The following is a 21,189-nucleotide window of genomic DNA, read 5'->3' as shown; positions in this document are numbered from 1 at the left end:
TTTTAGCGCGCAATCATACATCAGCATGGCTTGCGCGCCAACGCGTTAGCTGCATCTAACAGCCAGTCGGTTTGTTTTTAATCAGTTTGCTGTACTTGCGTCGATAAAACGGTGGATTGCGCGCAAAACAGCATCAGGTTTTTCGGCGTGAACCCAGTGTCCGGCACCGGCAACCACATGAGCGCGCGCCTGAGGGAATTGCGCAAGCAGCGTTTCGCGGTGTGATTCGTCAACATAAGGCGATGCACCACCACGGATAAACAGTGCCGGTTCATTCCAGGTTGGGATAGCTTGCCAGCCGACAATATTCTCGTACTGTTCCCACAATACCGGAACATTAAACTTCCACTCGCCGTCAGCAAATGACTTCAGCAAGAATTGAATCACACCTTCTTCGTTCAGATGCTCACGCATCACCATAGCGGCTTGTTGACGTGTTTTCGCTCCACTACTACTGACTGCATTAATAGCCGCGAAAATTTCATCGTGACGGCGTACCTGATAATCCACCGGTGCAATGTCAATCAGCACCAGTTTATCAATGCGCTCAGGTGCAATAGCTGTCAGAGCCATCGCAACTTTACCGCCCATGGAATGGCCGATAATGATTGCTTTTTCAAAGCCATATTCTTCGAGCGTTTCAACCACATCCTGCGCCATCGCGGCATAGTTCATTTCAGAGCTACGGGGCGATAAACCATGGTTGCGCAGATCGATTTGCAGCAACGTATGATTTTGCCCGAGGTCGCGGGCCAACACGCCCAGGTTATCAAGGCTACCAAAAAGGCCGTGGATTAGGACGATGGGGGAATTACTAGTCGATTGTTGCGCAGTTTGCAGGCGAGCATTCAATTTCATGGCAAAGTTCTTTTTTTTTACTTCGTGAGGTTAGGGTATCATAACGGCATCCTGCCGCAGTGCCGCAAATTTCCAGTTTAGTCTGACTTTGTGGTGTGACATAAGTTTGGCGCTACCCGAGGTTGGGATTTGTGCGAATATGTACATATAATCCCAACAACTTGAATTCAGAAAAGATACCGCACCGGATTAAGATGAAAACAATTGAAGTTGATGACGAGCTCTATCGCTATATTGCCAGCCACACGCAGCACATTGGTGAAAGCGCGTCCGATATTTTACGGCGCATGTTGAAATTTACCGCCGGTCAATCTCCTGCTACACCAGTAACTACCGGCCAGACGGCAGCAGCTGCTGCTCCGGAAGCCAAACCCGTAAACAAAGCTCGCGATCGCGTACGTGCGGTTCGTGAATTACTGTTGTCAGATGAATATGCCGAGCAAAAGAAAGCCGTCAATCGTTTCATGATGGTGCTTTCTACTCTGTATACCCTCGACGCACATGCTTTTGGTGAAGCGACCGAGTCGCTGCATGGCCGGACGCGCGTCTATTTTGCAGGTAATGAGCAAACGCTGCTGCAAAATGGCAACCAGACCAAACCAAAGCATGTTCCGGGCACGCCATACTGGGTTATCACTAACACCAATACGGGTCGTAAATGCAGCATGATTGAACACATCATGCAATCAATGCAGTTCCCTGCGGAATTGATTGAAAAGGTTTGCGGCACAATCTAACACCTCGCGTCAGAAGGAAAGGCCAATGGCTAACCACCCTCGTGCAGGACAACCGGCACAACAGAGCGATTTGATTAACGTAGCCCAACTGACGGCCCAGTATTACGTGCTGAAGCCTGAAGTGGGGAATAGCGAACACGCGGTGAAATTCGGTACCTCCGGCCATCGTGGTAGTGCGGCACGTCATAGTTTCAACGAACCTCACATTCTGGCGATTGCTCAGGCGATTGCTGAAGATCGTGCAAAAAATGGCATTACCGGGCCGTGCTACGTGGGTAAAGATACCCACGCGCTATCTGAACCTGCGTTTATTTCCGTGCTGGAAGTGCTGGCTGCAAACGGTGTGGATGTCATTGTGCAGCAGGCAAACGGCTACACGCCAACGCCTGCCATTTCACATGCCATTCTGACGCATAACAAAAACGCTGGTGCGCAGGCTGACGGCATCGTCATTACGCCTTCGCACAACCCACCGGAAGACGGTGGTATCAAATACAATCCGCCTAATGGTGGCCCGGCTGATACCAACGTCACCAAGGTGGTTGAAGATCGTGCCAACGCGCTTTTGGCGGCGGATCTGAAAGATGTAAAACGCATCTCTCTTGATCAGGCGTGGAAAAGTGGTCACGTACAAGAACAAGATCTGGTGCAGCCGTTTATCGAAGGGCTGGTGGATATCGTTGATATGGCCGCCATCCAGAAATCGGGTCTGAAACTGGGCGTTGATCCGCTCGGTGGTTCCGGTATCGAATACTGGCAGCGCATCGCCAAACACTACAACCTGGATCTGACGATTGTTAACGATCACGTCGATCAAACCTTCCGCTTTATGCACCTCGATAAAGACGGCGCTATCCGTATGGATTGCTCGTCCGAGTGTGCGATGGAAGGTTTGCTGGCGTTGCGTGACAAATTCGATCTGGCCTTCGCCAATGACCCGGATTACGACCGCCACGGTATCGTCACGCCAGCAGGGCTGATGAACCCAAACCATTATCTGGCGGTTGCGATTAACTACCTGTTCCAGCATCGCCCGCAGTGGGGTAAAGATGTGGCCGTCGGTAAAACTCTGGTGTCATCAGCGATGATTGACCGCGTGGTTAACGACCTGGGCCGTAAACTGGTTGAAGTGCCAGTGGGTTTCAAATGGTTTGTTGATGGCCTGTTCGATGGCAGCTTTGGTTTTGGTGGCGAAGAAAGTGCCGGGGCATCGTTCCTGCGCTTTGATGGCACACCGTGGTCTACCGACAAAGACGGCATCATCATGTGTCTGCTGGCGGCAGAAATAACCGCCGTCACCGGTAAGAACCCGCAACAGCATTATGACGAACTGGCTGCCCGTTTCGGCGCGCCAAGCTACAACCGTCTGCAAGCCTCCGCGACAACTGCGCAGAAAGCGGCATTATCCAAACTTTCTCCGGAAATGGTCAGCGCCAGCACCCTGGCAGGTGACCCGATCACCGCACGTTTAACGGCGGCCCCTGGCAACGGCGCTTCTATCGGCGGCCTGAAAGTGATGACCGACAACGGCTGGTTTGCGGCACGCCCTTCGGGTACTGAAGATGCGTACAAAATTTACTGTGAAAGTTTCTTAGGTGCAGAACACCGTCTGCAAATTGAGAAAGAAGCGGTAGAGATTGTCAGCGAAGTGCTGAAAAACGCGAAGTAAGATGTTGAATTGGAAAAGGCGCCGCAAGGCGCCTTTTTTGTCTGCCGGAACTACAGCATAAACCGATAACCAATCCCAGTTTCGGTCAGCAAATGCGCCGGACGCGCGGGATCGCTTTCCAGCTTCTGGCGCAAATGTCCCATATAAATCCGCAAATAATGGCTATGCTCCACGGCATTCGGCCCCCAAACCTGATTGAGCAACTGGCGCTGAGTCAGCACCTTACCGTGGTTATTGAGCAGCGTGGCGAGCAAACGAAACTCAATCGGTGTGAGATGGATTTCAGCGCCATCCCGCGTAATACGGCGGGTAGCAAGGTCCACACTAATGCCTGAAAACTGATAAACCGGATCGGGCTGTGCCACACTGGCATGGCGGCGCAATACTACTCGCAAACGTGCTTGCAGCTCGCCAATACCAAACGGTTTGCTGAGATAATCATCCGCGCCCGCGTCTAGCGCATCTATTTTCACTTGTTCATCGCTGCGAGCAGACAGCACCACAATCGGCGTCTGGCTCCACTGGCGGAAATCGCGGATAAAATCCAGACCATCGCCATCGGGTAAACCGAGATCAAGAATCACTAAATCAGGCTTGCGCGTGGCAGCTTCCAGCAAACCACGCTGCAATGTTTCGGCTTCATGAACGCGTAGCGATTCTGCTTCCAGCGCGGTGCGCAGAAAACGGCGGATCTCTTTTTCGTCTTCAATAATCAGAACTGATATCACAAAGCCTCGTTCATCTCAGCCAGTTCAGGCGGTGGGGGAAGCGGTAAAATAACATGAAAACTCGCCCCTCCCTCCGGGCGATTTTCGGCATAAATTTTTCCATCGTGCACTTCAACAATCGCCTGGCAAATCGCTAGCCCTAAACCGACACCGGGGATGGCGGACTCTTTGTTACCACGGGAAAACTTATCAAAGATTAGCTGTTCTTTGCCAGCAGGGATACCTGGACCGCTGTCCCAGACCTCAAGATCCAGTTGGGAAGCCTCGGCCTGAGCGCGAATACCTATATTGGCGTGGTACCCGGCGTACTTCACCGCGTTCTCCAGCAGATTTATCAGCACGCGTTCAAACAGCGGGCCATCAACATGGATAAGCATTAACGGGTCAGGTAACGAAAGCACAATATGCCGACCGCCTAAACTCAGTTCCAGCATCTTCAACGCGCTACCGACCACTTCCTCAAGCGTTAACCACTCTTTGCGCAGATTAAATCCGCCAGACTGAATGCGCGCCATATCCAATAAATTGTTCACCAGACGCGTGGTATTCAGCACATGCTGGCGAATGTCGTTGGCTTGCGGGGCGTGTTTCGAGCCTTCAGAGGCCAAATCCAGCGTCAGTATTTCTGCCTGGCCGAACAGCACCGTCAACGGAGTACGCAAATCGTGAGACAACGCAGCCAGCAACGAATTACGCACTTGCTCGCGTTCGCTGGAAATCCTGGCTTGCTCTTCACTGGCGGTCAGCAATAAGCGATCCAGTGCCGTGGCCGCCAGTAACGTGAACGTTTCCAGCAGGCGTTGTTGTTCCGGGATCATCAACTGACGCAAATTACTCGGCTCGACAATCAATAACCCGAGGGTTCTTTCCGACGTTTTCAGCGGCAAAATTTGATACGGCACACCAGGTAACGTATCGGTGCCAGCGCCGGCAGGCTGGCCTTTATCAAAACTCCAGCGGGCGATGGCTTCATCCCAGTTGTGCGGTTCACCTTTTGCATTGGCTCGTTCCAGCACACCATTTTCATTGGGGAGTAATAACTGGGCGCGGGCATGAAAACTGTTATTGATAAACAGTTCGCTGGTGGCGGCAATATTCTGTGGCGTGCGCTCGGCGGCGAGGGCCTTCGACATCTCATACAGGTAGCGTGTGCGTTGTTCGCGATAACGGGCAATCCGCGCCTGATAGCGCACCCCAGCGGTGAGATTGCCGATAACCAGACCAACGGTGAGCATCACCGCGAAGGTTAACAAGTATTGAATATCGGAAACTGCCAGCGTGCCGTGCGGCGCAATAAAGAATAAATCGAAACTCAGTACACTTATCACTGTCGCCAGCACTGAAGGCCAGCGCCCGTAAAACAGCGCCACAACGACCACGCCTAGCAGATACAGCATCACCAGGTTGGCGGCATCAAAGCCCATCAACCATTGATTGGCGATAAAGGTAGTGATGGCGCAAAGCCCAACTGCCACGCCGCAGCCTCGCAACTGCATACGCCATTTTTCGCTAAAGTTGCGCATATCTTGCGTGGTAGGAGAGGCGACAAAAGGTTTGTTATCCAGCGCGACAATCACTAAATCGAGGTCGGGTGCGCGTCGAGCGAGTTTATCGGCGAAAGATTCACGGCTCCACCAACGGCGGGTCTTGCGTCGGCCAATAATTATTTTCCCGAGATTATGCTCCCGGGCGTAGCGCAAAATAGCTTTGTCTTCGGCGGGATCGGCAAGCGTGGTGGTGGTTTCCGCACCCAGTTCTTGCGCTAAGCGTAATGAAGCCAAAATAGCGCGTCGTTGATGTTCAGGTAAACGGTGAAGCTGTGGCGTCTCGACATAAACCGCATGCCAAATGCTGCCTAATTTCGCCGCCAGTCTTGCCGCGGTGCGCACCAGTTTTTCATTACCGGAACTGTGCCCGATACACAGCAAAATCGCATCGCGCGTGTGCCAGACTTTTTCTTCGCCTTGATTATCCCGCCAGGCGCGCATTTGGTCGTCAACGCGATCGGCGGTACGGCGTAACGCCAGTTCGCGCAGGGCAATCAAATTCCCCTTACGGAAAAAGTGTTCGATGGCGCGTTCAGCCTGGCCGGAGATATACACTTTGCCTTCATGCAAACGCTGGCGTAAATCGTCAGGCGGCAAATCGACCAGCACAATTTCATCGGCGGCATCAAAGATAGGGTCGGGTACCGTTTCGCGGACCTGAATGCCGGTTACGCCGCCGACGATGTCGTTCAGGCTTTCTAAATGCTGCACGTTGACGGTAGTAAAAACGTCGATCCCGGCGTCCAGTAACTCTTCTACGTCTTGCCAGCGTTTAGGGTGGCGTGAGCCGGGCGCGTTGCTGTGCGCCAGTTCATCCATCAGGATCAGCGCAGGATTACGGGCGAGTGCGGCGTCAAGGTCAAACTCCTGAACCCAGCGCCCACGGTGGTGTATCCGTTTTGCTGGCAGGATATCGAGCCTGTCGAGCAAGGCGGCGGTCTCTTTACGACCGTGGGTTTCCACCACGCCAATCAGAATATCCAGTCCTTGCCCCCGCAGCCGCTGCGCTTCCTGAAGCATGGCGTAGGTTTTCCCCACGCCCGCACAAGCACCGAAGAATATTTTCAGCTTACCGCGAGGTTTGCGATTGACCTGCTCCAGTAACTTATCTGGATTAGGGCGCAGCGGTTCCTGCGTCATAACAGCTCCTTATTTTTTGGTGGATGACGCTGCGCTTATCCACCCTACAACGGCCGTAATTCGTAGGTCGGATAAGCGCCAGCGTCATCCGACAGTTTTATCTTATGGAGTCTGAAGGGCATCCAGTGCCACGTTAACCAACAACACATTCACCACCGGTTTACCGATAAAACCGACCAATGGCTGCGTGGTGTTCTCGGCAATCAAACGCTCAACTTGTTCAACCGGCAAATTGCGCGCTTTGGCGATACGCGGGATCTGCCAGACCGCCGCCTGCGGCGAAATCTGCCCGTCCAGACCACTCGCTGAAGCCGTCACCAATTCAACCGGAACCGCTGGGTTTGCCTGCGGATTTGCCGCACGTAACGCTGCCACACGCTCGGTAACTTGCTTATCTAGCTCAGGATTACTGCCTGCCAGATTACTGCCGCCAGAGGCCATTGGATTATATGGCGTTTCTGCCGTAGCAGAAGGGCGGCCTTGTAAATACTTCGCCTGGGTAAAGTTTTGCCCAATCAGGCTTGAGCCTCGCACCACTTGAGTATCAATAATCAACGACCCGTTGGCTTGCGTCGGGAACCACCATTGAGCGAGCAGCGTGGTCAGTAACGGGTAAAGTCCACCGGTAACCAGGGTCAATAAAATCAGTAATAGTATAGCGGGACGTAAGGTAGTCATTTGTTTTTCCTCTTAAACCAGGCCACAAACGGTCAGCAGCACATCGATAATCTTGATGCCAATAAACGGCACAATTAAACCGCCCAGACCGTAAATCCACAGATTGCGACGCAACATGGCTGCGGCACTCAGCGGTTTGTAGCTCACCCCGCGCAAGGCCAGTGGAATCAGGAAGATGATGATCAATGCGTTAAAAATCACCGCGCTCAAAATCGCCGAAGCCGGGGAGTGCAGGTGCATCACGTTCAGTGCGTTGAGCTGCGGATAAGTGGCGGCAAACGCCGCAGGAATAATCGCGAAGTATTTCGCCACGTCGTTGGCAATACTGAAGGTGGTCAGCGAACCACGGGTCATCAGCATCTGTTTACCGATGTGTACCACTTCAATTAACTTGGTGGGGTTGGAGTCTAAATCCACCATGTTGCCCGCTTCTTTTGCTGCCTGGGTACCCGAGTTCATGGCAACCGCGACATCCGCTTGCGCCAGCGCTGGCGCATCGTTGGTGCCATCACCTGTCATTGCTACTAAACGGCCTTCAGCCTGATACTGGCGAATCAACGCCAGTTTGGCTTCCGGTGTCGCTTCGGAAAGAAAATCATCAACCCCTGCTTCGGCGGCAATCGCGGCGGCGGTCAGACGGTTATCACCGGTAATCATCACGGTTTTGATGCCCATCTGGCGTAACTGCGCAAAACGCTCTTTAATGCCGCCTTTGACGATGTCTTTCAGCGCAATCACACCGAGCACGTTCGCACCTTCCGCCACCACCAGCGGTGTGCCGCCGGTGCGGGCAACGCCTTCCACCAGCGTATCCACCTGCGGCGGGAAGTGGCCGCCGTTGGCTTCAACGTGGCGACGAATGGCGTCCACCGAACCTTTGCGAATCATGCGATCCTGGATGTTGATCCCACTCATGCGGGTTTGTGCGGTAAACGGCACAAAGGTGGCATGCAGGTTTTGCACATCGCGTTCGCGCAGGTTAAAGCGCTGTTTTGCCAGCACCACAATACTGCGGCCTTCAGGTGTTTCGTCAGCCAGTGACGAAAGCTGCGCGGCATCCGCCAGCGTTTTTTCATCTATGCCTGGTGCAGGCAGGAAATCAGAAGCCTGGCGGTTACCCAGCGTGATGGTGCCGGTTTTATCCAGCAGCAGCACGTCAACATCGCCCGCTGCTTCAACAGCACGCCCGCTGGTGGCAATCACATTCGCACCTAACATGCGGCTCATTCCGGCAACACCAATCGCCGACAGCAGCCCGCCGATGGTGGTTGGTATCAAACACACCAGCAGGGCAATCAGCACGGTAACGCTAACCGCAACACCACCATATTGCGAGAACGGCCACAACGTGGCAGTTGCCAGTAAAAAGACGATTGTCAGCGCCACCAGTAAAATCGTCAGTGCAATTTCGTTTGGCGTTTTACGGCGTTGCGCGCTTTCGACCATCGCAATCATGCGGTCGAGGAAGGTTTCGCCTGGGTTCACGCTGCACTGAATCACCAGCCAGTCGGAAAGAATGCGCGTGCCACCGGTGACCGAAGCGAAGTCGCCGCCAGACTCACGAATAACCGGCGCGGATTCACCGGTAATCGCGCTTTCATCCACCGATGCACCACCTTCTAACACCTCGCCATCGCAAGGAATAATATCGCCCGCTTCAACCAGCACGATGTCGCCTTTGCGTAAGTCGGCGGCAGGGACGTTGTCCATCGGTGCGTCATGTTGCGGCGCACGCAATTTACGCGCCCAACTGGTTTTCTTCACCCCTTTCAGGCTGTTGGCTTGCGCTTTACTGCGGCCTTCTGCCAGCGCTTCGGCAAAGTTGGCAAACAGCACGGTAAACCACAACCAGACACTGATGGCGGCAGTAAACGACGCTTCGCCCTGAACTTTCCCGGCGAACATGGCAATCGCCAGAACGGTGGTCATCACGCTGCCGACCCAAACGATAAACATCACCGGGTTACGCCACTGCACCTGTGGCGTGAGTTTTTTAAAGGAATCAATTAACGCCTGACGAATCAGCGATGGTTCAAATAGCGCCTGTTGCTTGCGACTCATGGATGCCTCTTAATCACAAATTCACAAAGGAAAGGTGTTCCGCAACCGGGCCTAATGCGAGGGCGGGAATAAAGGTTAATGCGCCGACTAACAACACAGTGCCAATCAGCAACCCGATAAACAGCGGGCCGTGAGTCGGTAGGGTGCCGATACCTGCGGATTGCGATTTTTTGGTGACCAGCGAACCGGCAATCGCCATCACCGGCACAATCACCGCGAAGCGACCGAACCACATGCACACCGCCAGAAGAACGTTCCAGAATGGGGTGTTAGCACTTAAACCGGCAAACGCGCTGCCGTTGTTATTGGCAGCAGACGAAACCGCGTACAGCACTTCGCTAAAACCGTGAATGCCTGGGTTGAACATGCCGGCGCGGCCTGCGTCGGTCATCATCGCCAGCGCGGTACCGAGCAGCACCAGAGTCGGCGTTACCAGAATCGCCATCGCGGTCATTTTCATCTCTGCGACGTCGATCTTTTTACCGAGATATTCCGGCGTGCGGCCAATCATCAAACCGGCGATAAACACCGTCAGCAACACGAACAACAACATGCCGTACAGCCCAGAGCCGACGCCGCCGAACACCACTTCACCAATCTGCATCAGCCACATTGGGATCATGCCGCCTAACGCCGTGAAGGAGTCGTGCATGGCGTTGACCGCCCCGCAAGATGCGGCAGTGGTAATCACCGAAAACAGGCTACTGGCCAGAATGCCAAAGCGGCTCTCTTTGCCTTCCATATTGAAATTACTGTCAGCGCCGAGCTGCATGAAATGCGGGTTACCGTTGGTTTCGGCCCACATAACCACCACAACGCAGATAACAAAAATTACCGCCATTGCCCATAAAATGGCGCGTCCCTGACGACGGTCACCTACCGCTTCACCAAACGCAAAACAGAGTGCCGCCGGGATCAAGAAGATCGCCAGCATCTGTACAAAGTTGGTCAGCGCCGTGGGGTTCTCGAACGGGTGTGAGGAATTAGCATTAAAGAAACCACCGCCATTGGTGCCAAGCATCTTGATCGCTTCTTGCGAGGCCACCGGGCCCATAGGCAAGATATGCTGCACACCTTCAAGTGAGGTAAATGGCTGATACGCGGCAATGTTCTGCAAGGTTCCCTGGCCAACAAAGAACAGCGCAATCAACAGTGAAATCGGCAGCAAGATATACAGCGTGATGCGGGTTAAATCGGCCCACGCGTTGCCTAATGTGCTGGCGCTCTGGCGTGAAAAAGCGCGGATCAGCGCAAACACCACGGCAATCCCCGTTGCGGCTGACAAAAAGTTTTGCACCGTCAGGCCGACCATCTGGCTGAAATAGCTCAGCGTGGTTTCACCGCTGTAAGACTGCCAGTTGGTATTGGAAACAAAACTCACTGCCGTATTCAGCGCCAGATGCCAGGAAAGGCCCGGTAACTGCTGCGGGTTGAGCGGCAGGTTGCCTTGTGTCATCAGGATGACGAACAGCGCCAGCAAACCTAACGCGTTAAACGCCAGAATTGCGCCCAGGTAATGCTTCCAGCTCATTTCGCGGGTGGCATCACTGCCGAGAAGTTTCCAGAACAGCGAATCCACTTTCCCGACAACGGGCAACGGTTCGCCTTCAATTAAGCGAGCCAAAACACTACCTAACGGTTTGGCTAACGCGAAAAGCACCAGCAGGAAACTGGCAATTAATAAAAATCCGGACGCGGCCATCAGAATGCCTCCGCATTAATCAGCGCATAAATCAGATATCCCAACAGCAAAAACACCAGCACCACACCTGCGATTACGCCTGCACTCACAATCCACCTCCAGTCCTATAAGGAATTGGAGTGATTTTGAAAGTTTGGATGCAAAGATGTCGTAAAAGTCTGGGGGTGGAGTGTAAAAAAAGTATAAAAATGACAAAAGCCATTAATTAACTAATGGTTAGTATTTATTTAACTATTTTGTAACTTAATTACGCCGATGAATGTAAATTAATGGCAAAAAGTGTCATTGAGTGGTCGGATGAGTAGTAAACTTTCAAACAATGCGATACTATTTTCGCCAGATAACAAGTTCCAATTTCCCGGCGTTAGATGCCGGTCACAAAAAAGGGAGAAGCCTATGACTCTATATAAAGACTATCCAATGCATCAGGTCATCCTGCGTCGCACATTTGTTGTTGTAGCAGGCGTCCTGGCTCTGCCGGTCATGTTGTTCTGGAAAGATCGTTCCCGTTTCTACAGCTACCTGCATCGCGTCTGGTCTAAAACCAGTGAAAAACCGGTTTGGATGGCGCAGGCTGAAGCGGCTGCCGCTGATTTTTACTGAGATAAAACTGCTTATAGTTAAAAAAAGCACCGCACGATTAAATCGGCGGTGCTTTTTTTTGGGCTGGATGGTTTTTATATTTATTGAACAGTGTTTGTCATTTTTTTTATAGAGTTGTGAGGTTTTTGTATTATTTATATAATAAATGAAATATATAAAATCACATCTAAAATTTATGCCGGATAAGTTTTATCTGTTTATTATTGCATATGCCCTTTTTCGTTAGGATAATTATTTCGATAAGTATATTTTGATGTCTCAAAAAAATATGCTTAAAAAGGGATAGGGGACATTGCCCAATGCAGATGCGGTGCGTGCGGAAGAAATGGTGAACTATTTTCCACTGAATGCGCGAGCCTCCAGCAGTGAAACCCGTTCCGATCATGCCACGCCATTTACCATCAGCTACGAATTATCCCCCGCGCCGAGGAATGAGCAGCACACGCTCCTTGTGAATGACCTGCGCGAACAAGATCGCATTGCCATTGTGACCTATTCTGGCTCTTCAGAAGTGCTTTTAGCGTCCACTTCCGGAGCTGATAAAAAAACCATTCTTAATGCGCTTGATAGCCTTGATGCGGGTGGTTCAACCAACGGTGGCGCGGGCTTGAAAATGGCTTATCAACAGGCCGAAAAAGGGTTTATCAAAGGAGGTGTTAACCGTATTTTATTAGCCACCGATGGGGATTTTAACGTCGGAATTGACGATCCTAAAGACATTGAAGCCATAGTAAAAAAAGAGCGTGAATCTGGCGTGACGCTTTCCACTCTTGGTGTAGGCGACGATAATTTTAATGATGCGATGATGGTGAAAATTGCGGATGTGGGTAATGGAAATTACAGTTACCTCGATTCATTATCCGAAGCGCAGAAAGTATTGAATAATGAAATGCGTCAGACATTCGTTACCGTAGCAAAAGATGTTAAAGCGCAGATCGAATTTAATCCGAATAATGTTATTGAGTATCGCCAAATAGGCTATGAAAAACGTCAACTGCGTGATGAAGATTTTAATAACGATGCGGTAGATGCTGGTGATATAGGTGCCGGTAAACATGTCACGGTATTATTTGAACTCACGCTGGCAGGCCAGAAACAATCTGTTGATAGCCTGCGTTATGCTAAAAAAACAGCCACGACTGAGGGGAGTAAAACCAACGAATTACTCTGGGTTAAGCTGCGTTATAAACAGCCGCAAGGAGAGACTAGCCAACTGATCAATTTGCCGGTGAAACGCAGTGGTAACACGTCCTTTAACACAGCCTCAGTGTTGTAGGGGGGATAAGCGATAGCGCCATCCACCATTTTCGCCTGTTGTTGCAGATAAAAGTGTCGGATGACGCTGCGCTTATCCGACCTGGGAAGAGGTTTGTCATCAGTCTGAAGCCTTGCAGATGCTCCATCCTGAATCGCCACTTGATGGCGGTTTTTTTATGCGTGAAGATAGGCTCAATAAACTACGTGAGGGCAGCAGCATGTTGATTTGGCAAGATTTGCATCATTCAGAATTGAGCGTCACCGATCTCTACACTCTTTTGGCATTACGCAACGAGGTATTTGTTGTCGAGCAAAATTGCCCTTATCAGGACATTGATGGCGACGATTTGCTGGGCGAAAACCGCCATATTCTCGGCTGGCAGGACGGTAAGCTGGTGGCTTATGCGCGCATTCTGAAAAGCGACAGCGAATTTGAACCGGTGGTGATTGGTCGTGTGATTATCGACAAAAGCGTGCGTGGCGAAAAACTGGGCTATCAATTGATGGAGCAAGCGATGGCCTCTTGCCAGCAATTCTGGCCGGAAACTACTGTGTATTTAGGCGCGCAGGCGCATCTGCAAGCGTTCTATGCTCACTTTGGTTTTTCCCCGGTTACGGATGTGTATGACGAAGATGGTATCCCACACCTTGGGATGGCGAATCGCTAAAAGCATTCATCTTGTCTATAGTTAGCGGACGAGTTTTTTTTATAAACGGAGAACAGTGATGCAACCGTATGAATCTCGTCTTGATGATGATTTATCTCTGCTGAGCGAAACGTTAGAGGAAGTGCTGCGTTCCTCAGGTGACCCCGCTGACCAAAAGTACATTGAACTGAAAGAACGCGCTGAAAAGGCGCTAAGTGATGTCAAAGCGCGCGTCAGTAATGCGTCAGATAATTATTATTATCGTGCCAAAAAAGCTGTTTATCGTGCCGATGATTATGTTCATGACAAACCGTGGCAAGGCATTGGTGTCGGCGCGGCAGCTGGTTTAGTGTTGGGGCTATTGCTAGCCAGACGCTAGGGCTATTCCGGCACATAGATACGTTGTGTGCCGGTTAAAGAAAATCTTACCTATTGGGTGGGATTTTTTTTTGCCGCCATGACCACGTATAATCAAGGGTTTTCAGGGAAGGTGAGGTAAACGTGAATTCAGTTGTCGTCGCGCTGCAACAGTTACAACTTGCATTGAACGCAGAATTTGCGGATGCGCCAGGACTACAGCAAATATCGTTTGCCGTAACCTTGAGTGATGCCTCAGATGCTCTCGCATGGTTGACTACTCAACGGCTTTATCCTCAATTCTACTGGCAACAGCGTAATGGCGATGACGAAATTGCCGCACTTGGCCTGGTACACCAGTTCAACACATTAGAAGCGGCGAGAGAGTTTCTTGATGATTATGCCGGTCAGCCCGCTATTCGTATCGCTGGCGTCAATGCGTTCGACCCCGCGACCAGTTTTTTATTTCTCCCAAGACTCGAATGGCGACGCACGGGTGGCGATGCGCAGCTTCATCTCCATCTGTATAGCGAAACATCCTTAAAGGAAGACGCGCGCGCCGCGCAGGCTTTCCTTGAACAACTCCTGCCAGCCAAACAATTACCGCTACAGCACCTGAATTGTGTGGGCGAGCAACATATTCCGCCACAGAGTGAATGGCTGAAACTTATCGATCTCGCGACAAGCGCTATTGAACAGCATGAACTCGACAAAGTGGTGCTGGCTAGAGCCACCGATCTGCAATTTACTACGGCGGTTTCTGCGGCGGGTTTTATGGCGGCCAGCCGTCGGGTCAACCTGAATTGCTATCATTTTCTTATGGTGTTTGACGCCAGCAATGCGTTCCTCGGCTCAAGCCCGGAGCGCTTATGGCGGCGCATCGACACGGCATTACGCACTGAAGCATTAGCCGGAACGGTGGCGAACCACCCTGATGATCACCGGGCCTGGTCGTTGGGGCAGTGGTTGCTAAAAGATGATAAAAACCAACGTGAAAATATGTTGGTTGTTGAAGACATCTGCCAGCGTTTGCATAAAACGGTGGGAACGATCGACGTACTGCCGCCGCAAATTGTGCGCCTGCGAAAAGTGCAGCATTTACGTCGCTGCATTTGGACTGTTCTGGCGCAACCGGACGACGCCGCCTGCCTGACGATGCTGCAACCGACTGCCGCTGTTGCAGGCTTACCGCGAGATGTGGCGCGAGATTTCATCGACAAAAATGAACCATTCGAGCGCGAATGGTACGCGGGGTCAGCGGGGTATTTGTCACAACGTCAGTCTGAGTTCTGCGTTGCCTTGCGCTCGGCAAAAGTCACTAATCATATTGTCCGTCTGTATGCCGGAGCTGGCATTGTTGCGGGTTCTGACGCGGCAGAAGAATGGCAAGAAATAGAAAATAAAGCCGCAGGGTTGCGAACATTGCTGACGAAAACGATGTTCTAAATACTATTACCGACCCATATCAAAATAACTATTCCATCTATAATTATAATGAGTCAGCAAAATTGACTCAGGACTTAATCATGTCGATAAGCTCGTTTAACCGCCGTTGGGCTACGGTAATTCTTGAAGCGCTAACTCGTCACGGAGTCCGCCATGTGTGCGTGGCACCGGGTTCGCGTTCTACTCCGCTGACCCTTGGCGCGGCTGAAAATAGGGCTTTTATTTGTCATACGCACTTTGACGAACGTGGTTTAGGCCATCTGGCACTTGGCCTGGCAAAAGCCAGCCAGGCTCCTGTCGCTATCATCGTCACCTCCGGAACGGCTGTCGCCAACCTCTATCCGGCGATTATTGAAGCCGGTTTGACGGGTGAAAAACTGGTGGTTTTGACCGCCGATCGTCCACCTGAACTTATTGATTGCGGTGCTAATCAGGCGATTCGCCAGCCCGGAATTTTTAGCTCCCATCCGACTCAAGCGATTAATTTGCCACGGCCCACGCAGGATATTCCCGCGCGCTGGCTGGTTTCGACCATTGATAACGCGATGGGGCAATTGGTGGGCGGAGCAGTTCATATCAATTGTCCGTTTGCCGAGCCACTATACGGTGAGCTTGATGAAACCGGTATCAACTGGCAACAGGCGCTTGGCGACTGGTGGCAAAGTGATAAACCCTGGCTGCGCATGGCCGCGGCTCAGGAAGTGATGAAACAGCGCGACTGGTTCTTCTGGCGGCAAAAACGTGGCGTGGTTGTGGCCGGGCGTTTGAATGCCGATGAAGGCAAACAGGTGGCCTTATGGGCGAAAACATTAGGCTGGCCGCTGATTAGCGATGTTCTTTCACAAACCGGACAGCCGTTGCCTTGTGCGGATTTATGGCTGAGCAACAGTCAGGCCGTCACCGAGCTTGCCGAAGCGCAAATTATTATCCAGTTTGGCAGCAGCTTGACCGGTAAACGTGTCCTGCAATGGCAGGCTACCTGCGAGCCGGAAGAGTATTGGCTGGTAGATAACTTACCCAACCGGCTTGATCCGGCGAATCATCGCGGTCGCCGAATATCTTGCGATATCGCGCAATGGCTGGAGCTTCATCCGGCTGAAAAGCGCCTCGCATGGGACGAGAAATTAACCACCCTGGCAAAACTCGCGCAGCAGACGGTGAAAAAGGGCACAGCTGAATTTGGCGAGGCGCAAATCGCCGCGCGTTTGCCTGAACTATTGCCGGAAGCCGGGCAGCTATTTGTTGGCAACAGCCTGGTGGTGCGGCTGGTGGACGCCTTTGCCCAACTTCCTGCCGGTTATCCGGTCTACAGCAACCGTGGCGCAAGTGGTATCGATGGCCTGCTCTCGACTGCCGCCGGTGTGCAACGTGCCACAGCCCGCTCAACGCTGGCGATCGTCGGCGATCTCTCTGCGCTCTATGATCTCAATTCGCTGGCGCTACTACGCCAGGTTTCTGCGCCGTTTGTTTTGCTGATCGTGAATAATAATGGCGGGCAAATATTCTCGTTATTGCCAACACCTGCGGCCGAACGTGAACGCTTCTACTGCATGCCGCAGAACGTTAATTTTGCCCACGCGGCGGCGATGTTTAACCTTAGCTATCACAACCCGACAAGCTGGGACGAATTGCAGGATGCGGTTAACCGCGCCTGGCACAGCCCGCAAACTACCATCATTGAAGCGACCGTGCCCGAAACGGATGGCGCGCAAACCTTGCAGAATCTACTGGCGCAGGTTAGCCAGGCATGACCCTGCATGCGGTTTATCGCGAAGGGCGTGATGCGACCTTGCCGTGTCTTGTCTGGCTGCACGGTTTCTTAGGTTGCCAGCGTGAGTGGGAAGCGGTGAGCGAGAACTTTATCGACTGGCCGCAACTGCGAATTGATTTGCCCGGTCACGGGAAATCGGCCGATATCACGGTGAACGACTTTCATCAGGTTGACCAACTGCTGCGAAAAACGCTTCTTAGTTACAACATCCTAAAATACTGGCTTATTGGCTATTCCCTTGGCGGACGTGTGGCGATGGTCCATGCTTGCCAGGGGGATAATCCCGGCTTATGTGGGCTGGTTGTCGAAGGGGGCCATCCGGGCCTTGAGGATGAAAATGCCCGCCTGGAAAGGCAAACCAACGACCATCTTTGGGGGCAACGTTTGTGCAACGAACCGCTCAAAGAGGTACTTAACGACTGGTATCAACAAGCGGTTTTTCAGTCGCTTAACGACCCACAGCGCGCAGCACTTGTCATGCTGCGTAGCCAGAATAACGGTGCAAGTCTTGCGGCAATGCTTGAGGCAACATCGCTCGGCAAGCAACCCGATTTACGCGCGGCGCTCAAACAACTGCCGCTGCCTTTTTACTACCTGTGTGGTGAGCGGGATGAAAAATTCCGCACCGTGGCAAACAGCTTAGGCCAGGCACCGCATCTTATTACTGCCGCAGGCCACAACGCGCATCGGGAAAATCCCGCCGCTTTTAGCGCCTGTCTGCTCAACTTATTACGAAAACCTGGCGAGGAAACACCATGATTTATCCAGATGAACAAATGCTCTATGCCCCGATTGAATGGCAGGATTGCTCGGAAGGTTACAGCGATATTCGTTACCACAAATCGGCTGACGGCATCGCCAAAATCACCATCAACCGCCCTGAAGTGCGCAACGCATTCCGCCCGTTGACCGTCAAAGAGATGATTAATGCGCTGGCCGATGCACGTTATGACGACAACATCGGTACCATCATCCTGACTGGCGAAGGTGAAAAAGCCTTCTGCGCAGGTGGCGACCAAAAAGTCCGTGGTGATTACGGCGGCTATCAGGATGCCAGTGGTACTCATCATCTGAACGTGCTGGATTTCCAGCGCCAGATCCGTACTTGTCCAAAACCAGTTGTCGCGATGGTCGCGGGTTATTCCATCGGTGGCGGCCACGTGCTGCACATGATGTGTGACCTGACTATTGCTGCTGAAAACGCGGTATTCGGCCAGACAGGCCCGAAAGTTGGCTCGTTCGACGGCGGTTGGGGTGCTTCTTATATGGCGCGTATTGTCGGCCAGAAAAAAGCCCGTGAAATCTGGTTCCTGTGCCGCCAGTACGATGCCAAAGAAGCACTGGATATGGGGCTGGTTAACACCGTGGTACCGAATGCCGAACTGGAAAAAGAGACCGTGCGCTGGTGCCGTGAAATGCTGCAAAACAGCCCAATGGCACTGCGTTGTCTGAAAGCCGCGCTGAACGCTGACTGCGATGGCCAGGCAGGCCTGCAAGAACTGGCGGGTAACGCCACCATGCTGTTCTACATGACTGAAGAAGGTCAGGAAGGCCGCAACGCGTTTAACCAAAAACGCCAGCCGGACTTCAGCAAATTTAAACGGAACCCGTAATGCGTCGCGTCGAACTGTGGCGCTTTCAGGTGCCGATGGATGCGGGAGTGGTGCTGCGCGAGCGGCGCCTGAAAACACGCGACGGGCTGCTGGTGCGCCTGACGGAAGGCGACAAACAAGGCTTTGGCGAAATTTCGCCATTGCCGGGTTTTAGCGCTGAAACCGTCGACGAAGCGCAAAGCGTGGCGCTGGCCTGGCTGCAAGCGTGGCAAGCGAGCGGTGAGACTGAATTGCCCGAAATGCCCTCTGTGGCCTTTGGCCTGAGCTGCGCGCTGGCAGAAATCAGCGGTGAATTGCCACAAGCGGCAGATTACCGCGCAGCACCGCTGTGTACCGGCGACCCGGATGAACTGTTTGAGATGTTAGCCGCCATCCCTGGCGAAAAAATCGCCAAGGTGAAAGTGGGCTTGTACGAAGCCGTGCGCGACGGCATGGTGGTTAATCTGCTACTGGAAGCGATGCCTGACTTGCGTCTGCGCCTTGATGCCAACCGTGGATGGACGCCGCTTAAAGCGCAGCAGTTCGCCAAATACGTCAACCCGGACTTCCGCCCGCGTATTGCGTTTATTGAAGAACCGTGCAAAACCCGCGAGCAATCCCGTGAGTTTGCCCGTGAAACGGGGATCGCCATCGCGTGGGATGAAAGTCTGCGCGAACCTGACTTTGCGTTTGCCGCCGAACCTGGCTTAACGGCGCTGGTTATCAAGCCCACGCTCACCGGCAGCCTGGCAAAAGTTCGCCAGCAGGTCGAACAGGCTCATGCCCTGGGATTGACTGCGGTGATCAGTTCGTCGATTGAATCAAGCCTCGGGCTGACTCAACTGGCGCGCATTGCCGCGTGGTTAACACCACAAACGCTACCGGGTTTAGATACCTTGTCATTAATGCAGGCACAATTGGTGCGTGAATGGCCAAACAGCCCGTTACCGTGCTGGTCTCTGGAATCTCTTGAGCGAGTGCTATGAGTTTTAAAGAATGATTTTCGAAGATTTTCCCTGGCAACATTGGGCACAAAAACGCGGCAGCGAAGCCGCGTTAACTCTGGGCAATGAAACTCTCAACTGGTGCGAGCTAGGCCAGCGTGTTGATGCGCTGGCTGGCGGCTTTCATCAGCAAGGTGTGCAAGAGGGACAGGGCGTTGCATTGCGTTCCAAAAACAGCCCGGAAATGCTGTTAGCGTTTCTGGCGTTACTGCAATGTGGCGCGCGCGTTCTGCCGCTCAATCCGCAGTTGCCCAACGCGTTGCTCGAACAGTTACTGCCTGACCTGACGATCAGCCATGCGGTGACTTTTGAAGCTGCGCAATTCGTGGTCGACATAAACCCGTTAACGATGAACGAAGGCGAATGCTACCAGGCTGACTGGCAGCCGTCGCGCTTCGCATCAATGACGCTGACCTCGGGTTCAACCGGTTTGCCCAAAGCCGCCGTTCATACCGCAGACGCGCATCTTGCCAGTGCTGCCGGTGTGCTGGCGGTGATGGACTATACAGCGCGGGATAGCTGGTTGCTGTCGCTACCGTTGTTCCATGTTTCAGGGCAGGGGATTTTCTGGCGCTGGTTACTGGCCGGTGGCTGCCTGGTAGTGCGTGACTTACATCCGTTGAACGAGGCATTGCAGGGTTGTACTCATGCCTCGCTAGTGCCAACACAACTCTGGCGTTTGCTGGAACAATCGCCACCGCAGGCGCTGCGTGAGGTGTTGCTGGGTGGTGCCGCCATTCCCGTGGAACTGACGCAAGCTGCTTTAGCCAAAGGTATCAACTGCTGGTGTGGTTATGGTTTGACGGAGCTGGCCTCGACGGTATGTGCGAAACGCGCTGATGGGTTGCCCGACGTGGGCGAAGCGCTACCTGGGCGCGAAGTGAAAATCGTCGATGAAGAAGTGTGGATCCGCGCCAACAGCCTGGCTTCAGGTTACTGGAAAGGGGGCGCAGTGCTGCCGCTGGTGAATGCCGATGGCTGGTTTGCTACTCGCGATCGCGGCAGGTTAAATGAGCATCGCCTGACTCTTATTGGCCGCCTCGACAATCTGTTTTTCAGCGGCGGCGAAGGGATACAGCCTGAAGAAGTGGAAAGCATTATTGCGCAGCACCCGGCGGTGAAGCAGGCATTTGTGGTGCCTATTGATGACGTGGAATTTGGTCAGCGCCCGGTTGCCGTGGTGGACGCCGCAGACGATTTTGATTTGTCGCTGCTGACGGAATGGTTACAGGGAAAAGTGGCGCGTTTTCAGCAGCCAGTGCGTTGGTTGCGTTTGCCTGATGAACTTAAGCAGGGCGGGATTAAGATTTCGCGGGTGCAATTAAAATTATGGGTGAAGCGAGTGGCTAAAATTTAATTTCAGCCACTCGCTTTCATGTCGGGGGCGCTACG

18 protein-coding genes and 1 pseudogene are annotated in these 21,189 nt (G+C 52.7%); 12 read left to right on the top strand and 7 right to left on the bottom strand.

Going from position 1 to position 21,189, the window contains the following annotated elements; genetic code table 11:
- Window positions 1–81: 81 nt before the first annotated feature.
- Window positions 82–858 (bottom strand): esterase, encoded by a 777-nt coding sequence (ybfF, locus tag D8682_RS08995; RefSeq protein ID WP_121814106.1) that lies wholly within the window; start codon window positions 856–858, stop codon window positions 82–84.
- Between the two features lie 194 nt (window positions 859–1,052).
- Between ybfF and seqA the strand changes: the two genes are divergently transcribed.
- Together seqA and pgm are read left to right on the top strand one after the other, a co-directional pair.
- The gene (gene seqA / locus D8682_RS08990; protein ID WP_064548641.1) at window positions 1,053–1,595 is read left to right on the top strand and encodes a replication initiation negative regulator SeqA; all 543 of its coding nucleotides are present in this window, start codon (window positions 1,053–1,055) and stop codon (window positions 1,593–1,595) included.
- Window positions 1,596–1,620: 25 nt separating this feature from the next.
- Window positions 1,621–3,264, top strand: a complete 1,644-nt coding sequence (pgm, locus tag D8682_RS08985) for a phosphoglucomutase (alpha-D-glucose-1,6-bisphosphate-dependent) (RefSeq protein WP_121814105.1) — start codon at window positions 1,621–1,623, stop codon at window positions 3,262–3,264.
- A gap of 50 nt (window positions 3,265–3,314) precedes the next feature.
- Here the strand turns inward: pgm and kdpE are convergent, their stop codons facing one another.
- The 6 genes from kdpE to kdpF form a co-directional block, all read right to left on the bottom strand.
- Window positions 3,315–3,992 (bottom strand): two-component system response regulator KdpE, encoded by a 678-nt coding sequence (kdpE, locus tag D8682_RS08980; protein WP_064548638.1) that lies wholly within the window; start codon window positions 3,990–3,992, stop codon window positions 3,315–3,317.
- Entirely contained in the window at window positions 3,989–6,679 is a 2,691-nt protein-coding gene (gene kdpD, locus D8682_RS08975; protein WP_121814104.1) for a two-component system sensor histidine kinase KdpD, read from the bottom strand. The genes kdpE and kdpD overlap by 4 nt, the downstream gene beginning before the upstream one ends.
- Window positions 6,680–6,781: 102 nt before the next feature.
- Complete coding sequence (kdpC, locus tag D8682_RS08970; protein WP_121814103.1) at window positions 6,782–7,357, bottom strand: potassium-transporting ATPase subunit KdpC; 576 nt, start codon at window positions 7,355–7,357, stop codon at window positions 6,782–6,784.
- A gap of 12 nt (window positions 7,358–7,369) precedes the next feature.
- Window positions 7,370–9,418 carry a potassium-transporting ATPase subunit KdpB gene (kdpB, locus tag D8682_RS08965; protein ID WP_064548632.1) on the bottom strand — a complete coding sequence of 683 codons (2,049 nt, stop codon included), beginning with the start codon at window positions 9,416–9,418 and terminating at the stop codon, window positions 7,370–7,372.
- 13 nt (window positions 9,419–9,431) lie between these two features.
- The gene (gene kdpA, locus D8682_RS08960) at window positions 9,432–11,120 is read right to left on the bottom strand and encodes a potassium-transporting ATPase subunit KdpA (protein WP_121814102.1); all 1,689 of its coding nucleotides are present in this window, start codon (window positions 11,118–11,120) and stop codon (window positions 9,432–9,434) included.
- On the bottom strand, window positions 11,120–11,209 hold the full coding sequence (kdpF, locus tag D8682_RS08955; protein WP_064548628.1) for a K(+)-transporting ATPase subunit F: 90 nt from the start codon (window positions 11,207–11,209) through the stop codon (window positions 11,120–11,122). Before kdpF ends, kdpA begins: the two co-directional genes overlap by 1 nt.
- Before the next feature lie 307 nt (window positions 11,210–11,516).
- Between kdpF and D8682_RS08950 the strand changes: the two genes are divergently transcribed.
- The 10 genes and pseudogenes from D8682_RS08950 to menE all read left to right on the top strand — a co-directional run bounded on the left by D8682_RS08950 (window position 11,517) and on the right by menE (window position 21,154).
- Complete coding sequence (locus tag D8682_RS08950; RefSeq protein ID WP_064548626.1) at window positions 11,517–11,723, top strand: YbfA family protein; 207 nt, start codon at window positions 11,517–11,519, stop codon at window positions 11,721–11,723.
- A gap of 286 nt (window positions 11,724–12,009) precedes the next feature.
- Window positions 12,010–12,975, top strand: a pseudogene (locus D8682_RS08945) (von Willebrand factor type A domain-containing protein); the annotation flags it as partial.
- A 223-nt stretch (window positions 12,976–13,198) separates the two neighbouring features.
- Window positions 13,199–13,648 (top strand): GNAT family N-acetyltransferase, encoded by a 450-nt coding sequence (locus D8682_RS08940; RefSeq protein WP_064548781.1) that lies wholly within the window; start codon window positions 13,199–13,201, stop codon window positions 13,646–13,648.
- 58 nt (window positions 13,649–13,706) lie between these two features.
- The gene (elaB, locus tag D8682_RS08935; RefSeq protein WP_064548622.1) at window positions 13,707–14,006 is read left to right on the top strand and encodes a stress response protein ElaB; all 300 of its coding nucleotides are present in this window, start codon (window positions 13,707–13,709) and stop codon (window positions 14,004–14,006) included.
- 122 nt (window positions 14,007–14,128) lie between these two features.
- A complete protein-coding gene (gene menF / locus D8682_RS08930; protein WP_121814101.1) occupies window positions 14,129–15,430 on the top strand; it encodes an isochorismate synthase MenF in 1,302 nt (433 codons plus the stop codon).
- 80 nt (window positions 15,431–15,510) lie between these two features.
- Window positions 15,511–17,181, top strand: a complete 1,671-nt coding sequence (gene menD / locus D8682_RS08925) for a 2-succinyl-5-enolpyruvyl-6-hydroxy-3-cyclohexene-1-carboxylic-acid synthase (protein ID WP_121814100.1) — start codon at window positions 15,511–15,513, stop codon at window positions 17,179–17,181.
- Entirely contained in the window at window positions 17,178–17,960 is a 783-nt protein-coding gene (gene menH, locus D8682_RS08920) for a 2-succinyl-6-hydroxy-2,4-cyclohexadiene-1-carboxylate synthase (RefSeq protein WP_121814099.1), read from the top strand. Before menD ends, menH begins: the two co-directional genes overlap by 4 nt.
- The gene (menB, locus tag D8682_RS08915; RefSeq protein WP_064548614.1) at window positions 17,957–18,814 is read left to right on the top strand and encodes a 1,4-dihydroxy-2-naphthoyl-CoA synthase; all 858 of its coding nucleotides are present in this window, start codon (window positions 17,957–17,959) and stop codon (window positions 18,812–18,814) included. Before menH ends, menB begins: the two co-directional genes overlap by 4 nt.
- Complete coding sequence (gene menC / locus D8682_RS08910; protein WP_121814098.1) at window positions 18,814–19,779, top strand: o-succinylbenzoate synthase; 966 nt, start codon at window positions 18,814–18,816, stop codon at window positions 19,777–19,779. Before menB ends, menC begins: the two co-directional genes overlap by 1 nt.
- A gap of 10 nt (window positions 19,780–19,789) precedes the next feature.
- The gene (gene menE, locus D8682_RS08905; RefSeq protein ID WP_121814097.1) at window positions 19,790–21,154 is read left to right on the top strand and encodes an o-succinylbenzoate--CoA ligase; all 1,365 of its coding nucleotides are present in this window, start codon (window positions 19,790–19,792) and stop codon (window positions 21,152–21,154) included.
- The last annotated feature ends 35 nt before the right edge of the window (window positions 21,155–21,189 follow it).

Origin of the sequence: Buttiauxella sp. 3AFRM03 (assembly GCF_003675305.1) — a bacterium.
GTDB classification, from domain to species: Bacteria; Pseudomonadota; Gammaproteobacteria; order Enterobacterales; family Enterobacteriaceae; genus Buttiauxella; species Buttiauxella ferragutiae.
The sequence above is the reverse complement of the archived record's forward strand: the minus strand, read 5'-3'. Positions and strand labels throughout refer to the sequence as shown.

What these genes read in the sequence shown, in the direction of transcription:
- menC (WP_121814098.1), top strand. Translation starts at nt 18,814, where the DNA reads ATGCGTCGCGTCGAACTGTGGCGCTTTCAGGTGCCGATGGATGCGGGA.
- kdpD (WP_121814104.1), bottom strand. Translation starts at nt 6,679, where the DNA reads ATGACGCAGGAACCGCTGCGCCCTAATCCAGATAAGTTACTGGAGCAG.
- kdpC (WP_121814103.1), bottom strand. Translation starts at nt 7,357, where the DNA reads ATGACTACCTTACGTCCCGCTATACTATTACTGATTTTATTGACCCTG.
- menD (WP_121814100.1), top strand. Translation starts at nt 15,511, where the DNA reads ATGTCGATAAGCTCGTTTAACCGCCGTTGGGCTACGGTAATTCTTGAA.
- seqA (WP_064548641.1), top strand. Translation starts at nt 1,053, where the DNA reads ATGAAAACAATTGAAGTTGATGACGAGCTCTATCGCTATATTGCCAGC.
- D8682_RS08950 (WP_064548626.1), top strand. Translation starts at nt 11,517, where the DNA reads ATGACTCTATATAAAGACTATCCAATGCATCAGGTCATCCTGCGTCGC.
- kdpB (WP_064548632.1), bottom strand. Translation starts at nt 9,418, where the DNA reads ATGAGTCGCAAGCAACAGGCGCTATTTGAACCATCGCTGATTCGTCAG.
- elaB (WP_064548622.1), top strand. Translation starts at nt 13,707, where the DNA reads ATGCAACCGTATGAATCTCGTCTTGATGATGATTTATCTCTGCTGAGC.
- ybfF (WP_121814106.1), bottom strand. Translation starts at nt 858, where the DNA reads ATGAAATTGAATGCTCGCCTGCAAACTGCGCAACAATCGACTAGTAAT.
- menB (WP_064548614.1), top strand. Translation starts at nt 17,957, where the DNA reads ATGATTTATCCAGATGAACAAATGCTCTATGCCCCGATTGAATGGCAG.
- D8682_RS08940 (WP_064548781.1), top strand. Translation starts at nt 13,199, where the DNA reads ATGTTGATTTGGCAAGATTTGCATCATTCAGAATTGAGCGTCACCGAT.
- menH (WP_121814099.1), top strand. Translation starts at nt 17,178, where the DNA reads ATGACCCTGCATGCGGTTTATCGCGAAGGGCGTGATGCGACCTTGCCG.
- pgm (WP_121814105.1), top strand. Translation starts at nt 1,621, where the DNA reads ATGGCTAACCACCCTCGTGCAGGACAACCGGCACAACAGAGCGATTTG.
- menE (WP_121814097.1), top strand. Translation starts at nt 19,790, where the DNA reads ATGATTTTCGAAGATTTTCCCTGGCAACATTGGGCACAAAAACGCGGC.
- kdpA (WP_121814102.1), bottom strand. Translation starts at nt 11,120, where the DNA reads ATGGCCGCGTCCGGATTTTTATTAATTGCCAGTTTCCTGCTGGTGCTT.